11 protein-coding genes are annotated in these 16,596 nt (G+C 68.9%); 5 read left to right on the forward strand and 6 right to left on the reverse strand.

What is annotated here, in order from left to right:
* Window positions 1-120: 120 nt before the first annotated feature.
* A complete protein-coding gene (locus tag AB0I79_RS53345; RefSeq protein ID WP_357891630.1) occupies window positions 121-1,110 on the reverse strand; it encodes a LacI family DNA-binding transcriptional regulator in 990 nt (329 codons plus the stop codon).
* A 219-nt stretch (window positions 1,111-1,329) separates the two neighbouring features.
* A complete protein-coding gene (locus AB0I79_RS53350; RefSeq protein WP_357891633.1) occupies window positions 1,330-2,340 on the reverse strand; it encodes a LacI family DNA-binding transcriptional regulator in 1,011 nt (336 codons plus the stop codon).
* Between the two features lie 208 nt (window positions 2,341-2,548).
* Between AB0I79_RS53350 and AB0I79_RS53355 the strand changes: the two genes are divergently transcribed.
* Genes AB0I79_RS53355 through AB0I79_RS53370 form a run of 4 tightly spaced genes read left to right on the forward strand, consistent with a single transcriptional unit; the run spans window position 2,549 to window position 7,326 of the window.
* Window positions 2,549-3,862, forward strand: coding sequence for a sugar ABC transporter substrate-binding protein (locus tag AB0I79_RS53355; protein WP_357891636.1), 1,314 nt, complete (start codon window positions 2,549-2,551; stop codon window positions 3,860-3,862).
* Complete coding sequence (locus AB0I79_RS53360; protein WP_357891640.1) at window positions 3,862-4,800, forward strand: sugar ABC transporter permease; 939 nt, start codon at window positions 3,862-3,864, stop codon at window positions 4,798-4,800. Before AB0I79_RS53355 ends, AB0I79_RS53360 begins: the two co-directional genes overlap by 1 nt.
* Window positions 4,784-5,665 (forward strand): carbohydrate ABC transporter permease, encoded by an 882-nt coding sequence (locus tag AB0I79_RS53365; protein WP_357891643.1) that lies wholly within the window; start codon window positions 4,784-4,786, stop codon window positions 5,663-5,665. The genes AB0I79_RS53360 and AB0I79_RS53365 overlap by 17 nt, the downstream gene beginning before the upstream one ends.
* A 35-nt stretch (window positions 5,666-5,700) precedes the next feature.
* Window positions 5,701-7,326, forward strand: coding sequence for a beta-xylosidase (locus AB0I79_RS53370; RefSeq protein WP_357891646.1), 1,626 nt, complete (start codon window positions 5,701-5,703; stop codon window positions 7,324-7,326).
* Window positions 7,327-7,443: 117 nt separating this feature from the next.
* Here the strand turns inward: AB0I79_RS53370 and AB0I79_RS53375 are convergent, their stop codons facing one another.
* From AB0I79_RS53375 to AB0I79_RS53385, 3 genes are all read right to left on the reverse strand, one after another.
* Window positions 7,444-8,685 carry a cellulose binding domain-containing protein gene (locus AB0I79_RS53375; protein ID WP_357891649.1) on the reverse strand — a complete coding sequence of 414 codons (1,242 nt, stop codon included), beginning with the start codon at window positions 8,683-8,685 and terminating at the stop codon, window positions 7,444-7,446.
* An 84-nt stretch (window positions 8,686-8,769) separates the two neighbouring features.
* Window positions 8,770-10,152, reverse strand: a complete 1,383-nt coding sequence (locus AB0I79_RS53380; protein ID WP_357891652.1) for a glycoside hydrolase family 43 protein — start codon at window positions 10,150-10,152, stop codon at window positions 8,770-8,772.
* Window positions 10,153-10,247: 95 nt separating this feature from the next.
* Window positions 10,248-11,576 carry a PHB depolymerase family esterase gene (locus tag AB0I79_RS53385; protein ID WP_357891655.1) on the reverse strand — a complete coding sequence of 443 codons (1,329 nt, stop codon included), beginning with the start codon at window positions 11,574-11,576 and terminating at the stop codon, window positions 10,248-10,250.
* A 529-nt stretch (window positions 11,577-12,105) separates the two neighbouring features.
* Between AB0I79_RS53385 and AB0I79_RS53390 the strand changes: the two genes are divergently transcribed.
* Complete coding sequence (locus AB0I79_RS53390; RefSeq protein WP_357891658.1) at window positions 12,106-13,560, forward strand: endo-1,4-beta-xylanase; 1,455 nt, start codon at window positions 12,106-12,108, stop codon at window positions 13,558-13,560.
* Window positions 13,561-13,685: 125 nt separating this feature from the next.
* Here AB0I79_RS53390 and AB0I79_RS53395 read toward each other — a convergent pair whose 3' ends face one another.
* Window positions 13,686-16,472 carry a glycoside hydrolase N-terminal domain-containing protein gene (locus tag AB0I79_RS53395; RefSeq protein WP_357891661.1) on the reverse strand — a complete coding sequence of 929 codons (2,787 nt, stop codon included), beginning with the start codon at window positions 16,470-16,472 and terminating at the stop codon, window positions 13,686-13,688.
* Between the last annotated feature and the right edge of the window lie 124 nt (window positions 16,473-16,596).

The following is a 16,596-nucleotide window of genomic DNA, read 5'->3' on the forward strand; positions in this document are numbered from 1 at the left end:
TGGATAGTTCGTGGTTGGTGTTCGCACCTCCATCCGTCGTGGGGTCTGCTTGCCCACCTGACGTTCGTTGCCGCGAACGTCAGGTGCGCCGGAACGCCACCCCTGTGGGTGGCGTCCTGGTCACACAGGGTTCCTCGGTGCCGCGGTGGAGCCGCGAACCACCAGGCGGGTGGGGAGCACGGTCCGGTCCGGGCCCTCCCAGTCGCCCCGCACCAGCGACTTCAGCATGCGCGCGGCCTCGTACCCGAGCCGGTACATCGACTGGTCCACGGTGGTCAGTCCCGGCTCTGCCAGCGCGGATTCCGGGATGTTGTCGAAGCCGGCCACCGAGAGGTCGCCGGGAACGTCGAGCCCCAGGTCCTTGGCGACCTGCAGCGCCTTCAGGGCCATTCCGTCGCTCGCCGCGAAGATCGCCGTCGGCCGGTCCGGCCTGTCCAGCAGCGCCCGCGCGAGCGGTGCCGCGGACTCGGGATTGAAGCTCCCTCGTGCGATCAGCTGCGGATCGAGGGGAACGCCGGCCTCGGCCAGCGCCGTGCGGTAACCCTCCTCGCGTGACCACGCTGCCTCCAGGCTGGCCCGGCCCGCGATGAAGCCGATGCGCCGATGCCCCAGGCCGAGCAGGTGCTCGACCACCGCGGTGGCGCCCGCGAAGTTGTCCGCCGTCACCGACGGCGCCGTCGAGCCCCGCGCCGGGTCGATGACCACGACCGGAGTGCCGCTCCGCACCTCGCCCGAGGGCGTGACCACGATGCACCCGTCGGTGAGCGTGCCCGCCAGGCGGGCCAGGTGCCGCTGCTCCCAGCCGTCCGAGTACGTCCCGTAGAGGTCGCTGTTGGCGTAGATGATCAGGTCGAAGCCCGACTGGCTCAGCGCATCCATGACCCCCTTGAGCACCTCGGCCGTATAGGACTGGAAGCTGTGCGTCACCAGCCCCAGGACGTTGGTCCGACTGCGCCGCAGGCTCGTCGCCACCAGACTCGACTCGTAGCCGAGCTCCTCGATGGCCGAACGGACCTGCTCGATGGTGCTCACGCTGACGCCGTAACGCCCGTTGACCACGCGCGACACGGTCGCGGTGGAGACGCCCGCCAATCGCGCGACATCGCTCATCGTCACTGGCGCACCGCCCTTGGCCATGCCGCCTCACAAGTTGCAATCGTTATCGGTTACGTTTGCAGCGGCAAAGGTAAGCGATGACGATCGCGGAAACAAGACCTTTCCGGCCGGCCGTTCATCAGGTAGAGACATGACCGGATCACCCGGCCCGGGCCGGGTGCCCCGGTGCCATGCCCACGGATACCGCTGCCGAGCTGGGCGTTCGCAGGACGATCAGGATGACGGGGCGGGGCCTGTCGAATCGCGGACGCTGAGGGTCGTCGCCAGTTGCAGGTGCTGCGAGGCGGGCTGGACACCGTCCGCCATGCCGAGGACGGTCTCGACGGCCATCCGGCCCATGCCGACGAGAGGCTGCCGGACGGACGTGAGCCGGGGCGTGGTCCACTCGGTCTGCGGCGTGTCGTCGAACCCGGTGACCGACAGCTCGCCCGGGACCGGGATGCCGAGCTCCTTGGCCGCGGCGAGGACCCCGACGGCGATCTCGTCGTTGCCCGCCACGATCGCGGTCGGCCGCTCGTCGAGCGAGAGCAGGTCATGACCGTGCCGCTGCCCCGCCTCGACGGAGAACGCCTCGTGACGGATCAGCGCGCGGTCCGGCGCGAGACCGGCCGAGTCGAGCGCGGCCTGGTAGCCGTGGAAGCGCTCCAGCGAGGGGGCGGAGCCCAGCGGCCCGCCGATCCAGCCGATCCTGCGGTGGCCGAACTTGATGACGTGCTCGGTCGCCGACCGCCCGCCCGCCCAGTTGGTGGAGCCGATGCTGACCACCCGTGATTCGGTCGTGTCGATGGGGTCGATCGACACGACCGGCACCTCGAGATCCTCCGCGGCGAGCAGCACCGAGTCGGGCACGGCGACGGCCAGCGCGATGATGCCGACGACCCCGGACGCCTTCTCCTCCTCCATCCAGGCGCGGGCCGCCGTACGGCTCGTGCTGATCGGCTCCTCGGGCGGCAGGCGCAGCAGGAGCTCGGCCCGGGCCGAGGTCGCGGCCACGAGGATCCCCTGGAGCACCGTTCCGGCGTAACGGGACTCCACGATGTCGAGCACGGTGACGAGGGTGCGGTCGCGGGTCTGCTCGTGCCGCACCGCGGTCGGTTTGTAACCGATCTCGGCCATGACGCCCAGGACCAGCTCGCGCGTCTTCGCCCCCACATCGCTGCGCCCGTTGAGGACCTTCGAGGCGGTCGTCGGTGAGACGCCGGCCAGCCGGGCGACATCCGCCAAGGTGGCTCGCTCGGAACGACCTCGCCGTCTCATCAGGGCTCCCTTCGGGGCTACGAAATTATTTCGAAACCTACCACGAACCCTTCTCTCCGGTCTTTCCCGCTCGTCCACCCGTTGACACGGAACAGAAACGGCACCTAATGTCCTCGCAACAACGAACAAGTTGCGAAATATTTTCGTAACCAGCTCAGGACGAGAGGAGAGGCCCATGCGGCTCTCCCACAAGGTCAGGCTTCTTGCCGGGGCGCTCGTGCCGCTGCTCGCGCTGACCGCCTGCTCGGGCAGCGGCAGCAGCAGCGGCAGCTCAGCCGGCGGTGACGAGCAGGTGAAGGTCACGGTGTGGAGCTGGGACGGCACCGTCGAACGGGCCGTTCCCGGCTTCCAGGCAGCCAACCCGAACATCAAGGTCGAGGTCGTCAACGCGGGCTCGTCCCAGGACGAGTACAAGGCGCTCGACAACGCCATCCAGGCCGGTTCCGGCGTTCCCGACCTCGTGATGTTCGAGTACTTCGCGGTGCCCTACTTCGCCGTTCCCGGCAAGCTCGCCGACCTCGCGGAGTTCGGCGTGGACCGGCTCAGGAACGACTACGTCCCGGCCGCGTGGAGCGACGTGACGGTCAACGGCAAGGTCTACGCGCTGCCCTCCGACTACGGCCCGTCAGCGATGTTCTACAACGCGGCCACGCTCAAGAAGGCCGGCATCGCAGAACCCCCGGCCACCTGGGACGAGTACTACGAGGCCGCCAAGAAGATCCGCGCACTCGGCGACGACTACTACATCGCTCAGGACACGGGCGACATCTTCTTCCTGCTCTCGCTCATCTGGCAGGCCGGCGGCCGTCCGTTCAAGGTGGACGGCACCAGGGTGCACATCGACTTCACCGACCCCGGCACGACCAGGGCCGTGGCCTTCTGGCAGAAGATGCTGGACGAGGGCCTGGTCAACACCAAGATCACGGGCTGGTCCGACGACTGGAACCGGGCGCTCAACGACGGCACGCTCGCCACCCAGACCATGGGCGGCTGGCTGACCTCCACGCTGCCCGAGCGCGCCCCGGAGGCCGCCGGCGACTTCAGGGTCGCCCTGATGCCGCAGTGGCAGCAAGGTGACAAGGTCGGAGCGGCGAACGGCGGCAGCTCCTTCGGCATCCCCGCCGCGGCCGAGCACAAGGAAGCGGCCTTCAAGTTCCTCGAGTACTTCGCCCACGGCGGCGGTCTGGCGACCCGCGTCGATGCGGGCGCCTTCGTGCCGAACACGTCAGTGCTGGAGAACAAGGAGTTCCAGAGCAAGGCCAACGAGTACTTCGGCGACCAGAAGACCGGAGTCGTGCTGGCCGAGGCCACGGAGATCGTCGGGAGCGGCTGGCAGTACCCGCCGTTCTTCGAGTGGGCGCGCTCGATCTACGGCGACCTCGCATCGCCGTTCTACACGAGCGGCAAGGGCTCCCTGGCCGAGATCCTCGAACAGTGGCGGCAGCGCTGCATCCAGTACGGCAACGAGCAGGGCTTCCAGGTGGACTGATGGACCAGGCAACCGCTCCGGCCATGACCGCGCCGGGCGCGAGACGGCATCCGGCGCCGGCACGCAAGCGACGCAAGCCGCAGATCGGACTGGCGTTCATCGCGCCCTTCGCGGCGCTGTTCGCGCTCGTGTTCATCGTGCCCATCCTGTACGCCGCCTACCTCAGCTTCTTCCAGGACAAGCTCGTCGGGGGCAACACGTTCGTCGGGTTCGCCAACTACGCCAAGCTGTTCCAGGATCCCCAGTTCTGGGACGGCGTGGCACGCGTCTTCCGGTTCACGCTCGTCCAGGTGCCGATCATGCTGATCCTCTCCATGGCGCTGGCCCTCGCCCTGGACTCCCTGCGCCTGCACGGCGCCAAGTTCCTGCGGGTGACGATCTTCCTCCCCTACGCGGTGCCGGCGATCGTGTCGACGCTCATGTGGGGATTCCTGCTGGGCATCAAGTACGGCCTGTTCGGCAGCCTCAACGAGGCCCTGGGCACGGACCTCGACCCCTTCGCCCCCGGCACCACGCTCATCTCCATCGGGGTGATGGTGACGTGGGCGTTCACCGGCTTCAACATGCTCATCTTCTACGCCGCGCTCAAGGCCGTCCCGCGCGAGCTGTACGAGGCGGCCGCGATCGACGGCGCGAACGAGTTCCAGATCGTGCGCGCGATCAAGCTGCCGGCGCTGCGCGGATCGCTGGTCGTCACGGTCATCTTCTCGATCATCGGCACGTTCCAGATGTTCAACGAGCCGCAGATCCTGCCCTCCATGGTGGCCAACAGCGGCGTCACCACCTTCTACACGCCCAACCTGTACGCCTACAACCTGGCCTTCACCGGGTCCCAGCAGGGCTACGCGGCAGCACTCGCGCTGGTCATGGCGGCGATCACGATCGCCGTCGCCTACGCCGTCCAGATCAGGGGGTTGCGCCATGCGTCCGACCGCTAGCCGGCTCCACACCGTGGGCAATCCCGGGAAGAGCACGACGCTCACCGTGATGACGGGCCTGTTCACCCTGTACTGCCTGCTCCCGCTGGTGTGGCTGGTCATCAACGCGACCAAGTCGCAGGCCGACTTCGTGTCGTCGTTCGGGCTCGCTCCCGGCAGCGAGTTCGCCCTGTGGGACAACATCGTGGAGGTGTTCCGCTACCAGGACGGGATCTTCTCCCGGTGGCTGCTCAACACCGTGCTCTACGTCGTCGTGGGTGCGACCGTGTCGACCTTCCTGGCCGCCCTCGGCGGGTACGCGCTGGCGAAGCTCGACTTCACCGGCAAGCGGGTGTTCCTGCTCGTCGTGCTGGGGTCGATCTCGGTCCCCGGCATCGCCCTGGCGATCCCGCAGTTCCTGCTGTTCGCGCAGCTCGGCATGACCGACACCCCGTGGGCGGTGCTCATCCCGTCCTTCATCAACCCGTTCGGGTTGTACCTGATGTGGGTGTTCACCGCCGAAGCCGTGCCGGCCGGGCTGCTGGAGGCCGCGAAGATCGACGGTGCCGGGGAGTTCAGGACCTTCCTCCAGATCGCGCTCCCGCTGCTCGCGCCGGCGAGCGTGACCGTCCTGCTCTTCTCGTTCGTCTCGATCTGGAACAACTACTTCCTGCCGTTGATCATGCTCAAGGACCCCGACTGGTACCCGCTGACCGTCGGCATCAACCAGTGGAACAAGCTGGGCTCGGCGGCCGGGAACGGCGCCCTCGTCCAGAACCTCGTGATCACCTCCGCGCTGCTGACCATCATCCCGTTGATCATCGCGTTCCTCAGCCTGCAGCGGTACTGGCAGTCGGGCCTGTCGCTGGGCGCCGTCAAGGGCTAGTCCCTGTGAAGTCTTTCGTGAAGAGAAGTGAGGCCATGAAGACAGAACCCCGGCTCCGCATCGACGGTGCGCCGTGTGAGGACAGGGTGCTCCCGCACGTCTGGAGCAGGTGCATCGGCGCCGGGCGGGCGAACGAGGCGCTGCGCGCGGACTGGCAACGGCAGTTCGCCGAGGCCGTCGCCACTTTGGGGGTCCAGTACATCCGCTTTCACGGCGTCTTTCACGACGACATGTTCGTGTATCGGGAGAGCTATGGCAGCGGTTTCGGCCCGGACGGGCCCCTTGCCGCGCCCGTGTACACCTTCAGCTACGTCGACAAGGTCTTCGACTTCCTGCTGGACTGCGGCGTCCGTCCCTTCGTCGAGCTGGGCTTCATGCCGCGCGAGCTGGCGACGCAGACGGAGACGGTGTTCTGGTGGGGCGCCCACTGCAGCCCGCCCAAGGACATGGCGCGCTGGGTCGAGCTGGTCACGCGTACGGTCGAGCACTGGATCGGCCGGTACGGGCTCGACGAGGTGCGGCAGTGGCGCTTCGAGGTGTGGAACGAGCCGAACCTGGTCCCCCACTTCTGGACCGGCACGAAGACCGAGTACTTCGAGCTCTACGAGCAGACCGTCCGGGCGATCAAGAAGATCGATCCCGCGCTGAAGGTGGGCGGGCCCGCTACGAGCGTCTTCGTGCCCGACGACCGCTACAAGGGCGAGAGCGAGGACCGCTCCGCGATGCTCGCGACGGCAGCCGCGACCGACGTGGACGCGCTCGACTGGCGCCCGGTCTGGATCGAGGACTTCATCGCCTGGTGCGCCGAACGCGAGCTCCCGATCGACTTCGTCTCCACCCACCTCTACCCCACCGACTTCGCGTACGGCGCCAACGGCGAGGCCGTGCACATCACCCGCTACGCCGATGCCACGTTCGACGACCTGACCCTGCTGCGCGAGCTCGTGCGCAACAGCGCGTATCCCGAGGCGGAGATCCACATCACCGAGTGGTCGACGTCGCCGTCGGCCCGCGACTTCATCCACGACACGCCGTTCGCGGCGGCCTCCATCACCAGGTCGTACCTGCAGTGCGCCACCCTCGCCGACTCCATCTCCTACTGGACCTTCACGGACGTCTTCGAGGAGGGAGGCGCCGGGATCGGACCGTTCCACGGCGGGTTCGGGCTGGTGAACGAGGGCGGCATCCACAAGCCCACGTTCCACGCGTTCACGATGCTGGGGCGGCTCGGCGACCGGCTGCTCCTCGCGACGTCCGACGGGGTCGTGACCCGGGACAGCCGGACGTCGGCCGTGTCGGCGCTCTTCTACAACTATCCCGAGGACATGGCCATGAAGGGCGTCGGCTCGGCGAACTCGTACCCGGCGGCGCGCGCGCTGGCCGAGGTGGGGCCGTCCCGGCGGATCCGCCACTCGATCGGCGGGCTGGAGCCCGGCACGACGTTCCTCGTGGAGATCGTGGACTGGGAGCACGGCAACGCCGCCGAGGCCTGGTACCTGCTCGGCTCACCCCTCAACCTGTCGAGGGCCGAGAGCCAGTACCTGAGCCGGGTGGCCGACTCGCTCCTCAGGTTCACGCTGACCGTGCCCGGTGACGGGGTGCTCGAACTCGACGTCGAACTCGCGCCCTGGGCGGTGATGTCGCTGCGGCAGCCGGCCTGAGCGCATCACCGCCGCCGGGGCATCAGAGGCGGCTCCACCGCTGGTTGGCCGGCGAACCGGCGGCCGGCGACACCGCCAGGAGCCATCTCATGATCCAGCGCAACTGGCTCCCCTCCCTCAGGAAGCGTCGCAGGTGAGGGCGGGGGTGGCCGCGGCGCCGCCGGCGGTGAAGCCGAACGTGGTGGTGCCGTCGGGGCCGATGGAGCCGTTGTAGGCCTCGTTGCGTACGGTCACGCCGGCTCCGGAGCCGGAGCGGACGCCGTTCCACAGGCTGCTGATCGTCTGCCCGCCCGGCCAGGTCCAGCCGACCGTCCAGCCGTTGACGGCGCTGCCGCCGGCGCGGACGGTCACGGTGGACTGGAAACCGCCGGACCAGGAGTTGACGGTCTCCATCGTGGCCGTGCATCCACCGGGTGCGGGGGTCGGCGTCGAGGAGCTGCCGAACTGGGAGAAGAACTTCCACACCTCCGCCTTGGTCCAGGTCGTGATGCCGTTGTCGGTGTAGGTGCCGTCCACCGGGGCGGGAGTGTGACCGTTGTCGAACGCGGCCCAGACGACCGGATAACCGGCCCGGCACCCGGAGTAGGTGGTGACGATGTGGCTGCGGCTGCCCGAACCCGGCTCGGGCGGGTTCTGCGCGGTGCAGCCGTTGTTGCGGACGAACCTGTCACGCAGCGCCCGTCCCTGCGCGATGCCGAGCACCGTGTCCCCGATGCCGTGCAGTCCCATGTACGCGACCGGCTGGGTTCCGCCGCTGCACCCGCTGAGCTGCGCGCCGGAGAAGACCGCGACCGCCCGGAAGACCGTCGGCCGCGAGCACGCGAGAGAGAAGCTCATCCCGCCGCCGTAGCTGAAACCGGTGGCGAAGCGCTGCGAGGTGTCGACGCAGAGATCCGCCTCGATGAGCCGGATCAGGTCGTCGACGAAGGTGACGTCCTCACCGTTGCTGTTCGCCCAGCCGTTGTTGAAGCCCTGGGGTGCGACGAAGATCGCGCCGTTGTTCGACAGCTGCCGGAGGCCGTAGAAGGACCAGGGATAGCCGCTGGTCCCGCCGGAGTCGACGTCGGCGGCGGTGCCGCCCCGCCAGTGGAAGCCGAAGATCAACCGGTAGGGGGTGCCGTTGTGGTAGTTGTCGGGCAGCCGGAGGATGAAGGAGCGGTTCTTGCCGCTGGTCTGTATCGACTGCGTACCGCTCCTCAGTGCCGGGGTCTTGCCGCATCCGGCGCTCGTCGCGAGGGCGCCGGCGGGTGCCGCGGCTGTGCCGGTGTCGCTGCTCATCGCCGCCCGGCCCGTGGCCAGTACGAGCAGTGCCGCGACAGCGACCACGATCGTGGTGAGAAGAGAGCCGCGTCCTGACATCACGTAACTCCGATCTTGGTGCGGACTGCGATGCGTCTGGATGGATGAGCCCTGCGCCGCTCCCGTGGCGGCGGGAGCATCGGCTCAGGACTGCTGGAACGAGGCGTCGTCGGGGGAGAGACCTCCGGTGCCCGCCGGCGTCCCGGCGTGGAGGGTGGTGCCGGTGAACTGCCACCAGTTCACGTTGAACAGGTAGCCGCCGCCGCCGGTGTACTTGAGGTACAGGTCACGGGTGCCCGTCGCGCCGTTCACCGGGCAGGTGACCGTCGTCCACGTCTGCCAGCCGCCGGTGCCCGGCACGGTGCACGTCCCCGCCGGTATGCCGTTGACCCCGTCCAGGCGGAGCTCGATCCGGCCACCGCTGGTCGCCGAGGCCACCCGCGCGCTGAAGGACGTCGCGCCGGAGCCGAAGGCGACACCCTTGACCTTGATGTAGTCGCCGTTCTCGATCCACCCGACGTTCATGCCGCCCTCGCCGGACGGTTCGGTCTCCACGCCGGACTCCCAGGCGATCGTCTCGGCCTCCTGGCGGACGTAGGGGTTCAGCGTGCCCACCTGGGGCGCTCCGGTCGTGGTCATGTTGATCGTGGGGATGGTCCCGTCGGCGTTGTAGGTGAACTTCTCGACGGCCACCGAGCGGGTGAAGCCGCCACCGCCCGGCAGGGCGCCGTTGTGGTAGAAGAAGTAGGACCCGCCGTTGAAGTCGATGACGCCGGGGTGGTTGGTGAAGCTGCTGCCCTGCGTCGGCATGACCGTCCCTCGGTAGGTCCAGGGGCCGGTGGGGCCGGGTGCTGTCGAGTAACCGATGAACTCCGAGCAGCATTTCGCGGCGAAGACGTTGTAGTAGAGGCCGTTGCGCTTGTAGACCCAGGGGCCCTCTTCGTACAGCGTGGGCCGGCTCGGGTTGCCGGTGCGGGTGCCGAAGCCCGCGGTGGTGAGCGGGATCTGGGTAGGGCTGCCGGAGTACGAGATCATGTCGGCGTTGAGCCTGACGTACCAGAGGTTGGGGTTGCCCCAGTACAGGTAGGCCTGGCCGTTGTCGTCGATGAAGACGGAGGGGTCGATCTCCCCGTTCCTGACGAGGGGGCGGCCGATGGCGTCCGTGAAGGGCCCGGTGGGGCTGTTGGAGACCCCGACGCCGATGGCCATCTGGCCGCTCGCCCGGTCCTTCACCGGGACGTACCAGTAGAACTTGCCGTTCCGGTGGACGGCCTGGCCCGCCCACGCGTCCGCGCTCGCCCAGCTGAAGGTGGCCACGCTCATCGGTGAACCGTGGTCGGTCCAGTTCACCAGGTCCGCCGACGACCAGACCCGCCACTCCTTCATGGTGAAGTACGTCGAGCCGTCCTCGTCGTGTCCCGTGTAGAGGTAGACCCGGCCGTTGTGCACCAGTGGAGCGGGGTCCGCGGTGTATATCGTCTGCACTATCGGGTTGTCCGCCCTGGCCGTGCCCGGGACCATCGTCATGACACAGAGCAGCATCATGATCACAAGCACCCCGCGCCCGGGTGAGGCACCGAACCGAACTTTCATGATCACCTTTCAGGATCCGGAGCGGCGTGTCAGATGCGGGTCCAGCGCTGGTTGGCGCCGCCGTGGCAGGAGTAGAGCTGGAGCCGGGTGCCGTTGGCGGTGCCCTGGCCCACGGCGTCCAGGCACAGCCCGGACTGCACGCCGGTGATGGTGCCGTCGGCGTTCAACCGCCATTTCTGGTTGTTGCCGCCGTGGCAGGAGTAGATCTGGATGCCGGCGCCGTTGCCGGTGCCGGCCGCGTCGAGACATTTGTTGCCGTAGACCCGGAGCTCGCCCGCCGAGGTGGCGGCCCACTGCTGGTTGCCGCCCCCGTTGCAGTCCCACAGCTGCACCGCGGTGCCGTCGGCGGTGGCGGCGCCGGGCACGTCCAGGCAACGCCCGGAGCCGGCTCCCTTGATCTGGCCGGCGGGCGGTGGGGTCGGCGTCGTGGTGGACGAGCCGCCGCCCAGGCCGAAGAAGCGGATGGCGTGCGCGGCCATCCCCGGCCGCGGCAGATCATGACCGGCTCCGGTGATGGTGTACGCCTCGACCTGCCCGGAACCGAACACCCGCCGGGTCCACCCGGACTGCGGGCTGTCCGTGGAGGTGGGGGTCTGGCCCAGCCCGTGGACGTTCGTCCACTGGTCGACCTCTTCCTGCAGCATCGTGTAAGGCAGCACGGAGTCGGCGGTGCCGTGCCAGGCCATCACGCGCGGCCGGGGCCCGGTGTAGCCGGGATAGGCGTTCCTCGCCAGGTCGCCCCACTGCTGCGGCGTCTTGTCGCCGCACCCGGCGGGCCCGAGGCAACCGTAGGGAACGCCCGCGAACGGCGCGCCGGCCTTGAACACGTCCGGGTACGTGGCGAGCAGATTGAGGGTCTCCATCGCGCCGGAGGAGAAGCCGGTGGCGAAGACCCGCTGCGGGTCGCCGTTGTAGCGTTGCAGCACGTGGTTCGCCATGGAGACGATCGACACCGGGTCGCTGCCGCCGCCGTGGCGCAGGGCTTCGTTCGACCACACGTCGAAGCAGTTCGACATGCCGTTGGCGCTCTTGTTCGCCTGCGGGTAGATGACGATGAATCCGTGCCGGTCGGCCAGCGAGGCAAACTCGGTTCCCTGGTGGAATCCCGGCGCCCAGCCGTTGCAGCCGTGCATCGCCACCAGGACGCCCGGCTGGGACGCCAGCCTGTCGGGGACGTAGAGGTACATCCGCAGACCGCCGGGGTTGGCCCCGAAGTTCGTCACCTCGGTCAGGACCGCCGCCGACGCCTGCGGCGCGGCCGTGAGGAACAGGGACAGCGCGGTGACCACCGCCGTGATCAGGGCCGCCAGGGCGGCTCCGGCGCCCGCGTGCCTTCGCCGCGGTTCGCTTCGCTTCATTGTTCCGCCTCTCCGCTGTTAGCGCTAACAATGGCGCTGGCTGGACGAGATATCCCCGGGCCGGTGTGGAGGTGGTGGCGGGACGGAGCAAATACGAGACAGAAAGGTACTGTCAAGAGTGCCTTAGCTTGCAGCCGGCCGGAGGAGCTGGCGGCGGGGCGCGCTCACCTCGGATTTTCGGCTCTTGCCGCAGCCGACCAGCGAGAGCCTCGCCGTGAAACTTTCACCCCAGCCCCGCCCGCCGACACCGGCCGAAAGTTTCAAGAGCAGCAAGTCGCACCTTGAGCCAGTACAACGAGGACGGCCGGCGGCTGGCGCTCCCGAAAGTTTTCACTACATCCTTGACAATTTTCGGCGACATTCCCACACTGAGTGCCCGAGGTGATCTCCCCTACCGGCTCGGTGGTGCTCAGCAGGGAGACCGCCGTCCCCACGCCTGTGGTGTGCGCCCCCGTCGGGGCGCGGCGCCGGTCCCCCGGGGGTGTCCCGCACGAACCCTTCCCCCTGATTCGCATACGGAGGCTCAAGCATGCGTGTCAACGCCATGTCCCCACCTACCGCCCGACGGCCGCTCGGCGCACACCGCCGGACGCTGATCGCCGGCGCGCTCGGCGCACTCGGCCTGGTCACGGCACTGGCGACGGCGATTCCGGCCGATGCCGCGGCGAGCACCCTCGGCGCGGCCGCCGCGCAGAGCGGCCGCTACTTCGGCACCGCCATCGCCTCGGGCAGGCTCGGCGACTCCGCCTACACGACGATCGCCAACCGCGAGTTCGACATGATCACGGCCGAGAACGAGATGAAGATCGACGCCACCGAACCCAACCGGGGGCAGTTCAACTTCACAGCCGGGGACCGGGTCTACAACTGGGCGGTGCAGAACGGCAAGCGGGTGCGCGGGCACACCCTGGCCTGGCACTCCCAGCAGCCGGGCTGGATGCAGCAGCTGTCGGGCAGCTCCCTGCGCCAGGCGATGATCAACCACATCAACGGCGTCATGGGCCACTACAAGGGCAAGATCTACGCCTGGGACGTGGTCAACGAGGCCTACGCCGACGGCAACTCCGGCGGCCGGCGTGACTCCAACCTCCAGCGCACCGGCAACGACTGGATCGAGGTGGCCTTCCGCACCGCGCGCGCCGCCGACCCGGCCGCCAAGCTGTGCTACAACGACTACAACATCGACAACTGGAGCTGGGCCAAGACGCAGGGCGTCTACAACATGGTCAGGGACTTCAAGGCCCGCGGCGTGCCGATCGACTGCGTGGGCCTGCAGTCGCACTTCAACAGCAACAGCCCCTACAACAGCAACTACCGCACGACCATCCAGAGCTTCGCCGCGCTGGGGGTCGACGTGCAGATCACCGAGCTGGACATCCAGGGCGGCTCGGCCACCACGTACGCCAACGTCGTCAACGACTGCCTGGCGGTGCCGCGCTGTACCGGCATCACGGTCTGGGGCGTCCGTGACAGCGACTCCTGGCTCGGCGCAGGCGCCGCCCCGCTGCTCTTCGACGGCAACGGCAACAAGAAGCCCGCCTACACCGCGGTGCTCAACGCGCTCAACGGCGGCACCACGACGCCGACGCCCGGCGGCGACGAGGGCCAGATCAGGAGCACGGCTGCCGGCCGCTGCGTGGACGTGCCCAACGCCGGCACCGCCGACGGCACCGCGGTGCAGCTGTGGGACTGCAACGGCCAGTCCAACCAGCAGTGGGCCCAGACCTCGGCTGGGGAGCTGAGGGTGTACGGCAACAAGTGCCTGGACGCCGGGGGCACAGGCAACGGTGCCAGGGTCCAGATCTACTCCTGCTGGGGTGGCGACAACCAGAAGTGGCGCGTCAACTCCGACGGCACGATCGTGGGCGTGCAGTCCGGGCTGTGCCTCGACGCCGTCGGCGGCGGCACCGGCAACGGCACGGGGCTGCAGCTCTACAGCTGCTGGGGCGGCAGCAACCAGAAGTGGAGCTACAACCCCGCGTAGCCTCACAGCGCCAGGACGGGAGCGGCGCGGCCGGTGACCGGGCTCAGCGACAGGAGCCCGGTCACCGGTCGCGGTCGCCGCGCGGCCATGCCGCCGCCCGCCGAGCGGGTCAGGCGGCCCGGCGGTCACACGCCGGTAATCGTCCATTGGTTGTTGGTGCTGCTGTTCGGCGTCCACAAGGCGACGGTGGAGCCGGCGGTGCCGCTGCCCATGCCGTCCAGGGCGGTGCCGGTGCCCCGGTTGATGATCTGGTGGCGGCCGTTGCCCGTGCTGTTGAGTCGCCACTGCTGGTTGGCGCCGCCGTTCCAGGCCGACTGCCGGGCATTGGCGCCGTTGGCGGTGTTGCCCCAGCTGTCGATGACCATGGCGTTGGTGCGGTTGACGATGCGGTACCAGCCGCCGCCCAGGTCCACGAGCTGCCACTGCAGGTTGGTGCTGCCGTCCCAGTTCCACTGCTTGAGGTTCGACCCGGAGGCGACGTTCCCGCCGCTGTCCAGCACCAGGCCGGTGGTCGCGTTGGCGATCCGCACGTAGCTCGCCGGCGCGGGGCCGGACCCGGTCATGCGGTACGTACGACCGGCTTGGCCGGTCAGCCTGATGACGTCGTCCTCTGGTTCGGCGACGGTGATGGCATCGCCGGTCGTGGTGTCGACCACCTGGTAGGTTCCGGCGAACATCCGGCTGCGCACGTTGACTGTCCCGTCACGGTCGAACCTGATGAGGATCTCGGTGGCCCCGCCGGAGCTCCACGTCGCGTCCACGGTGTGGCCGCCGCGTCCCCGAAGACCCTGCACCTTGCCGTTCGGCCAGGCCGGCGGCAGTGCCGGCAGCACGTGCAGCTCGCCGTTGTGGCTCTGCAGCAACATCTCGGCGATGCCGGACGTCGCGCCGAAGTTGCCGTCGATCTGGAACGGCGGGTGCAGGTCGAACATGTTCGGAGCCAGGCGGGCCGTCGTCACCAGGAGGCGGAGCAGCGCGTGCGCCCGGCTGCCTTCCTCCATCCGCGCCCAGTAGTTGATCTTCCAGGCGAGTGACCAGCCGGTCCCGTCGTCACCGCGTAGTTCCAGGGTGCGCCGCGCGGCGGTGTAGAGCGCCGGGGTGCCCCGCTTGCTGATCTGGTTGCTGGGGTGCAGGCCGTAGAGGTGGGAGATGTGCCGATGGCTGGGCTCGGTCTCGACCCAGTCGTACAGCCACTCCTGGATGTTGCCGCGCGAGCCGATCTTCATCGGCGGGAGCCGGTCCCGGGCGGCCAGGACCCGCGCCCGGAAGTCGGCGTCGACGCCGAGCGCCTGGGAGGCCTGGGCGCAGCCGTTGAACAGGTCCCGCAGGATCTGGTTGTCCATGGTGGGGCCGGCGCAGACGCTGGCATCCGCGTGGTGGGCGAGTTCCGGAGAGTTCGACGGGTTGGTGACCAGATAGCCGAGGGTCGGTTCCGGCACGAGGGTCTCGAGGAAGAACTGCGCGGCGCCCTTCATCGCGGGGTAGTGCCGCCGGAGGAACTCCAGGTCGCCGGTGAAGCTGTAGTGGTCCCACACGAGGGTGGCCAGCCAGGCGCCACCGGTCTGCCACATGCCCCAGAACGCGCCGTCCACGACCGACGTCCCCCGCCACGCGTCGGTGTTGTGATGGGTCACCCACCCGCCGGCGTTGTACTGGACGCGGGCCGTCCGGGCGCCGCTGACCGCGAGCTCGTCGATCATCGCGAACACCGGCTCGTAGCACTCGGACAGGTTCGTCGTGTCGGCCGGCCAGTAGTTCATCGGCAGATTCGCGTTGATGGTGTATTTGGAGTCCCAGGCCGGCGCGAGCGAATCGTTCCAGATGCCTTGCAGGTTGGCCGGCTGGGTGCCCGGCCGCGAGGAGGAGATCAGCAGGTACCGGCCGTACTGGAACAGCAGCGCGGAGAACTGCGGGTCGTCGGTGTTCGCGTGCTGAGCGATCCGCACGTCGGTGGGCTGGTCGGCCGCCGCGGTGCGGCCGAGGTCGAGCGTCGTGCGCCCGAAGAGCCGCTGGTAGTCGGCGACGTGCCGGGCGCGCAGGTCGTCGTGGCTCCTGCCGGTGGCGGCGTCGAGATGGCGTCGCGCGATGCCCTGGTAGTCGCCGCCGACGTCGCGGAAGTTGCGGTAACTGGAGCCGATGGAGACCAGCACCGTCACGCTGTTGGCGGCCCTGACCTGCAGGGTGCCGCCGGAGCTGCTGACGCTGCCGCCGTCGGCGACGGCCCGGGCCAGTGCCAGGAACCTGACGGACCCGGCCACTCCTTCCATGTCGCCCGAGATGCCGTCGAGCGCGACCGTGGTTCCGTCGGGGCTGGAGCGGGTCGTCCGCTGCGGGCTGCCGAACGTCGCGGAGAACGTGATCGAGCCCGGCCTGTCGGCGGTCAGGCGGATGGCGATCACCTGGTCGGGCGCGCTCGCGAACACCTCGCGCCGGTACCGGACGCCGTTCTGCGTGTAGGACACGACCGTGGTGGCGGTGGTCAGATCGAGGTAGCGGTTGTACTCCGCGACCCCGGCGGCGCTGCCGAAGCCGAGCCGCAGGTCCCCGACGGTCTGGTAGGCCAGCTGTCCCACCGGGTTTCCGCGCAGGTTCCGGTCGATCAGGGTCTGGGCTTGGCCCCACTGGTTCTGGAAGACCAGTTGCCGGATCTGGCCCAGCGCCGCCGCCCCCGCGGGGTTGCTCTGGTCGTACGGTCCGCCGGCCCAGACGGTGTCCTCGTTGAGCTGCAACCGCTCGGTGTCGACGTTGCCGAACACCATGGCGCCCAGGCGGCCGTTGCCGATCGGGAGCGCTCGCAGCCAGTCGGTGCCGGCGCTCTCGTCGTACCACAGGGCCAGATCGTTCGCGGCGCTCACCTCCCGAGGAGGCGCCGAGGCGGCCCGGGCGGCGGCCGTCCATCCCAGCGGCAACATCGCGGCTCCGGCTCCCGCCGCGCCGAACCTGATCGCTTGCCTTCGCGATAAATCAGCCATCTCGACTCTCGCTCCCCTGCAGGGTGTTGTGGTCCGTCCGTCAGCCGGCCGGTACGGATGCGCC

The organism is Nonomuraea sp. NPDC050202, from assembly GCF_040656115.1.
In the GTDB taxonomy this organism is placed as follows: Bacteria; Actinomycetota; Actinomycetes; order Streptosporangiales; family Streptosporangiaceae; genus Nonomuraea.

Coding starts and splice junctions, on each gene's coding strand:
- AB0I79_RS53345 (WP_357891630.1), bottom strand. CDS start 1,110: ATGAGCGATGTCGCGCGATTGGCGGGCGTCTCCACCGCGACCGTGTCG.
- AB0I79_RS53355 (WP_357891636.1), top strand. CDS start 2,549: ATGCGGCTCTCCCACAAGGTCAGGCTTCTTGCCGGGGCGCTCGTGCCG.
- AB0I79_RS53360 (WP_357891640.1), top strand. CDS start 3,862: ATGGACCAGGCAACCGCTCCGGCCATGACCGCGCCGGGCGCGAGACGG.
- AB0I79_RS53365 (WP_357891643.1), top strand. CDS start 4,784: ATGCGTCCGACCGCTAGCCGGCTCCACACCGTGGGCAATCCCGGGAAG.
- AB0I79_RS53370 (WP_357891646.1), top strand. CDS start 5,701: ATGAAGACAGAACCCCGGCTCCGCATCGACGGTGCGCCGTGTGAGGAC.
- AB0I79_RS53375 (WP_357891649.1), bottom strand. CDS start 8,685: ATGTCAGGACGCGGCTCTCTTCTCACCACGATCGTGGTCGCTGTCGCG.
- AB0I79_RS53380 (WP_357891652.1), bottom strand. CDS start 10,152: ATGACGATGGTCCCGGGCACGGCCAGGGCGGACAACCCGATAGTGCAG.
- AB0I79_RS53385 (WP_357891655.1), bottom strand. CDS start 11,576: ATGAAGCGAAGCGAACCGCGGCGAAGGCACGCGGGCGCCGGAGCCGCC.
- AB0I79_RS53390 (WP_357891658.1), top strand. CDS start 12,106: ATGCGTGTCAACGCCATGTCCCCACCTACCGCCCGACGGCCGCTCGGC.
- AB0I79_RS53395 (WP_357891661.1), bottom strand. CDS start 16,472: ATGTTGCCGCTGGGATGGACGGCCGCCGCCCGGGCCGCCTCGGCGCCT.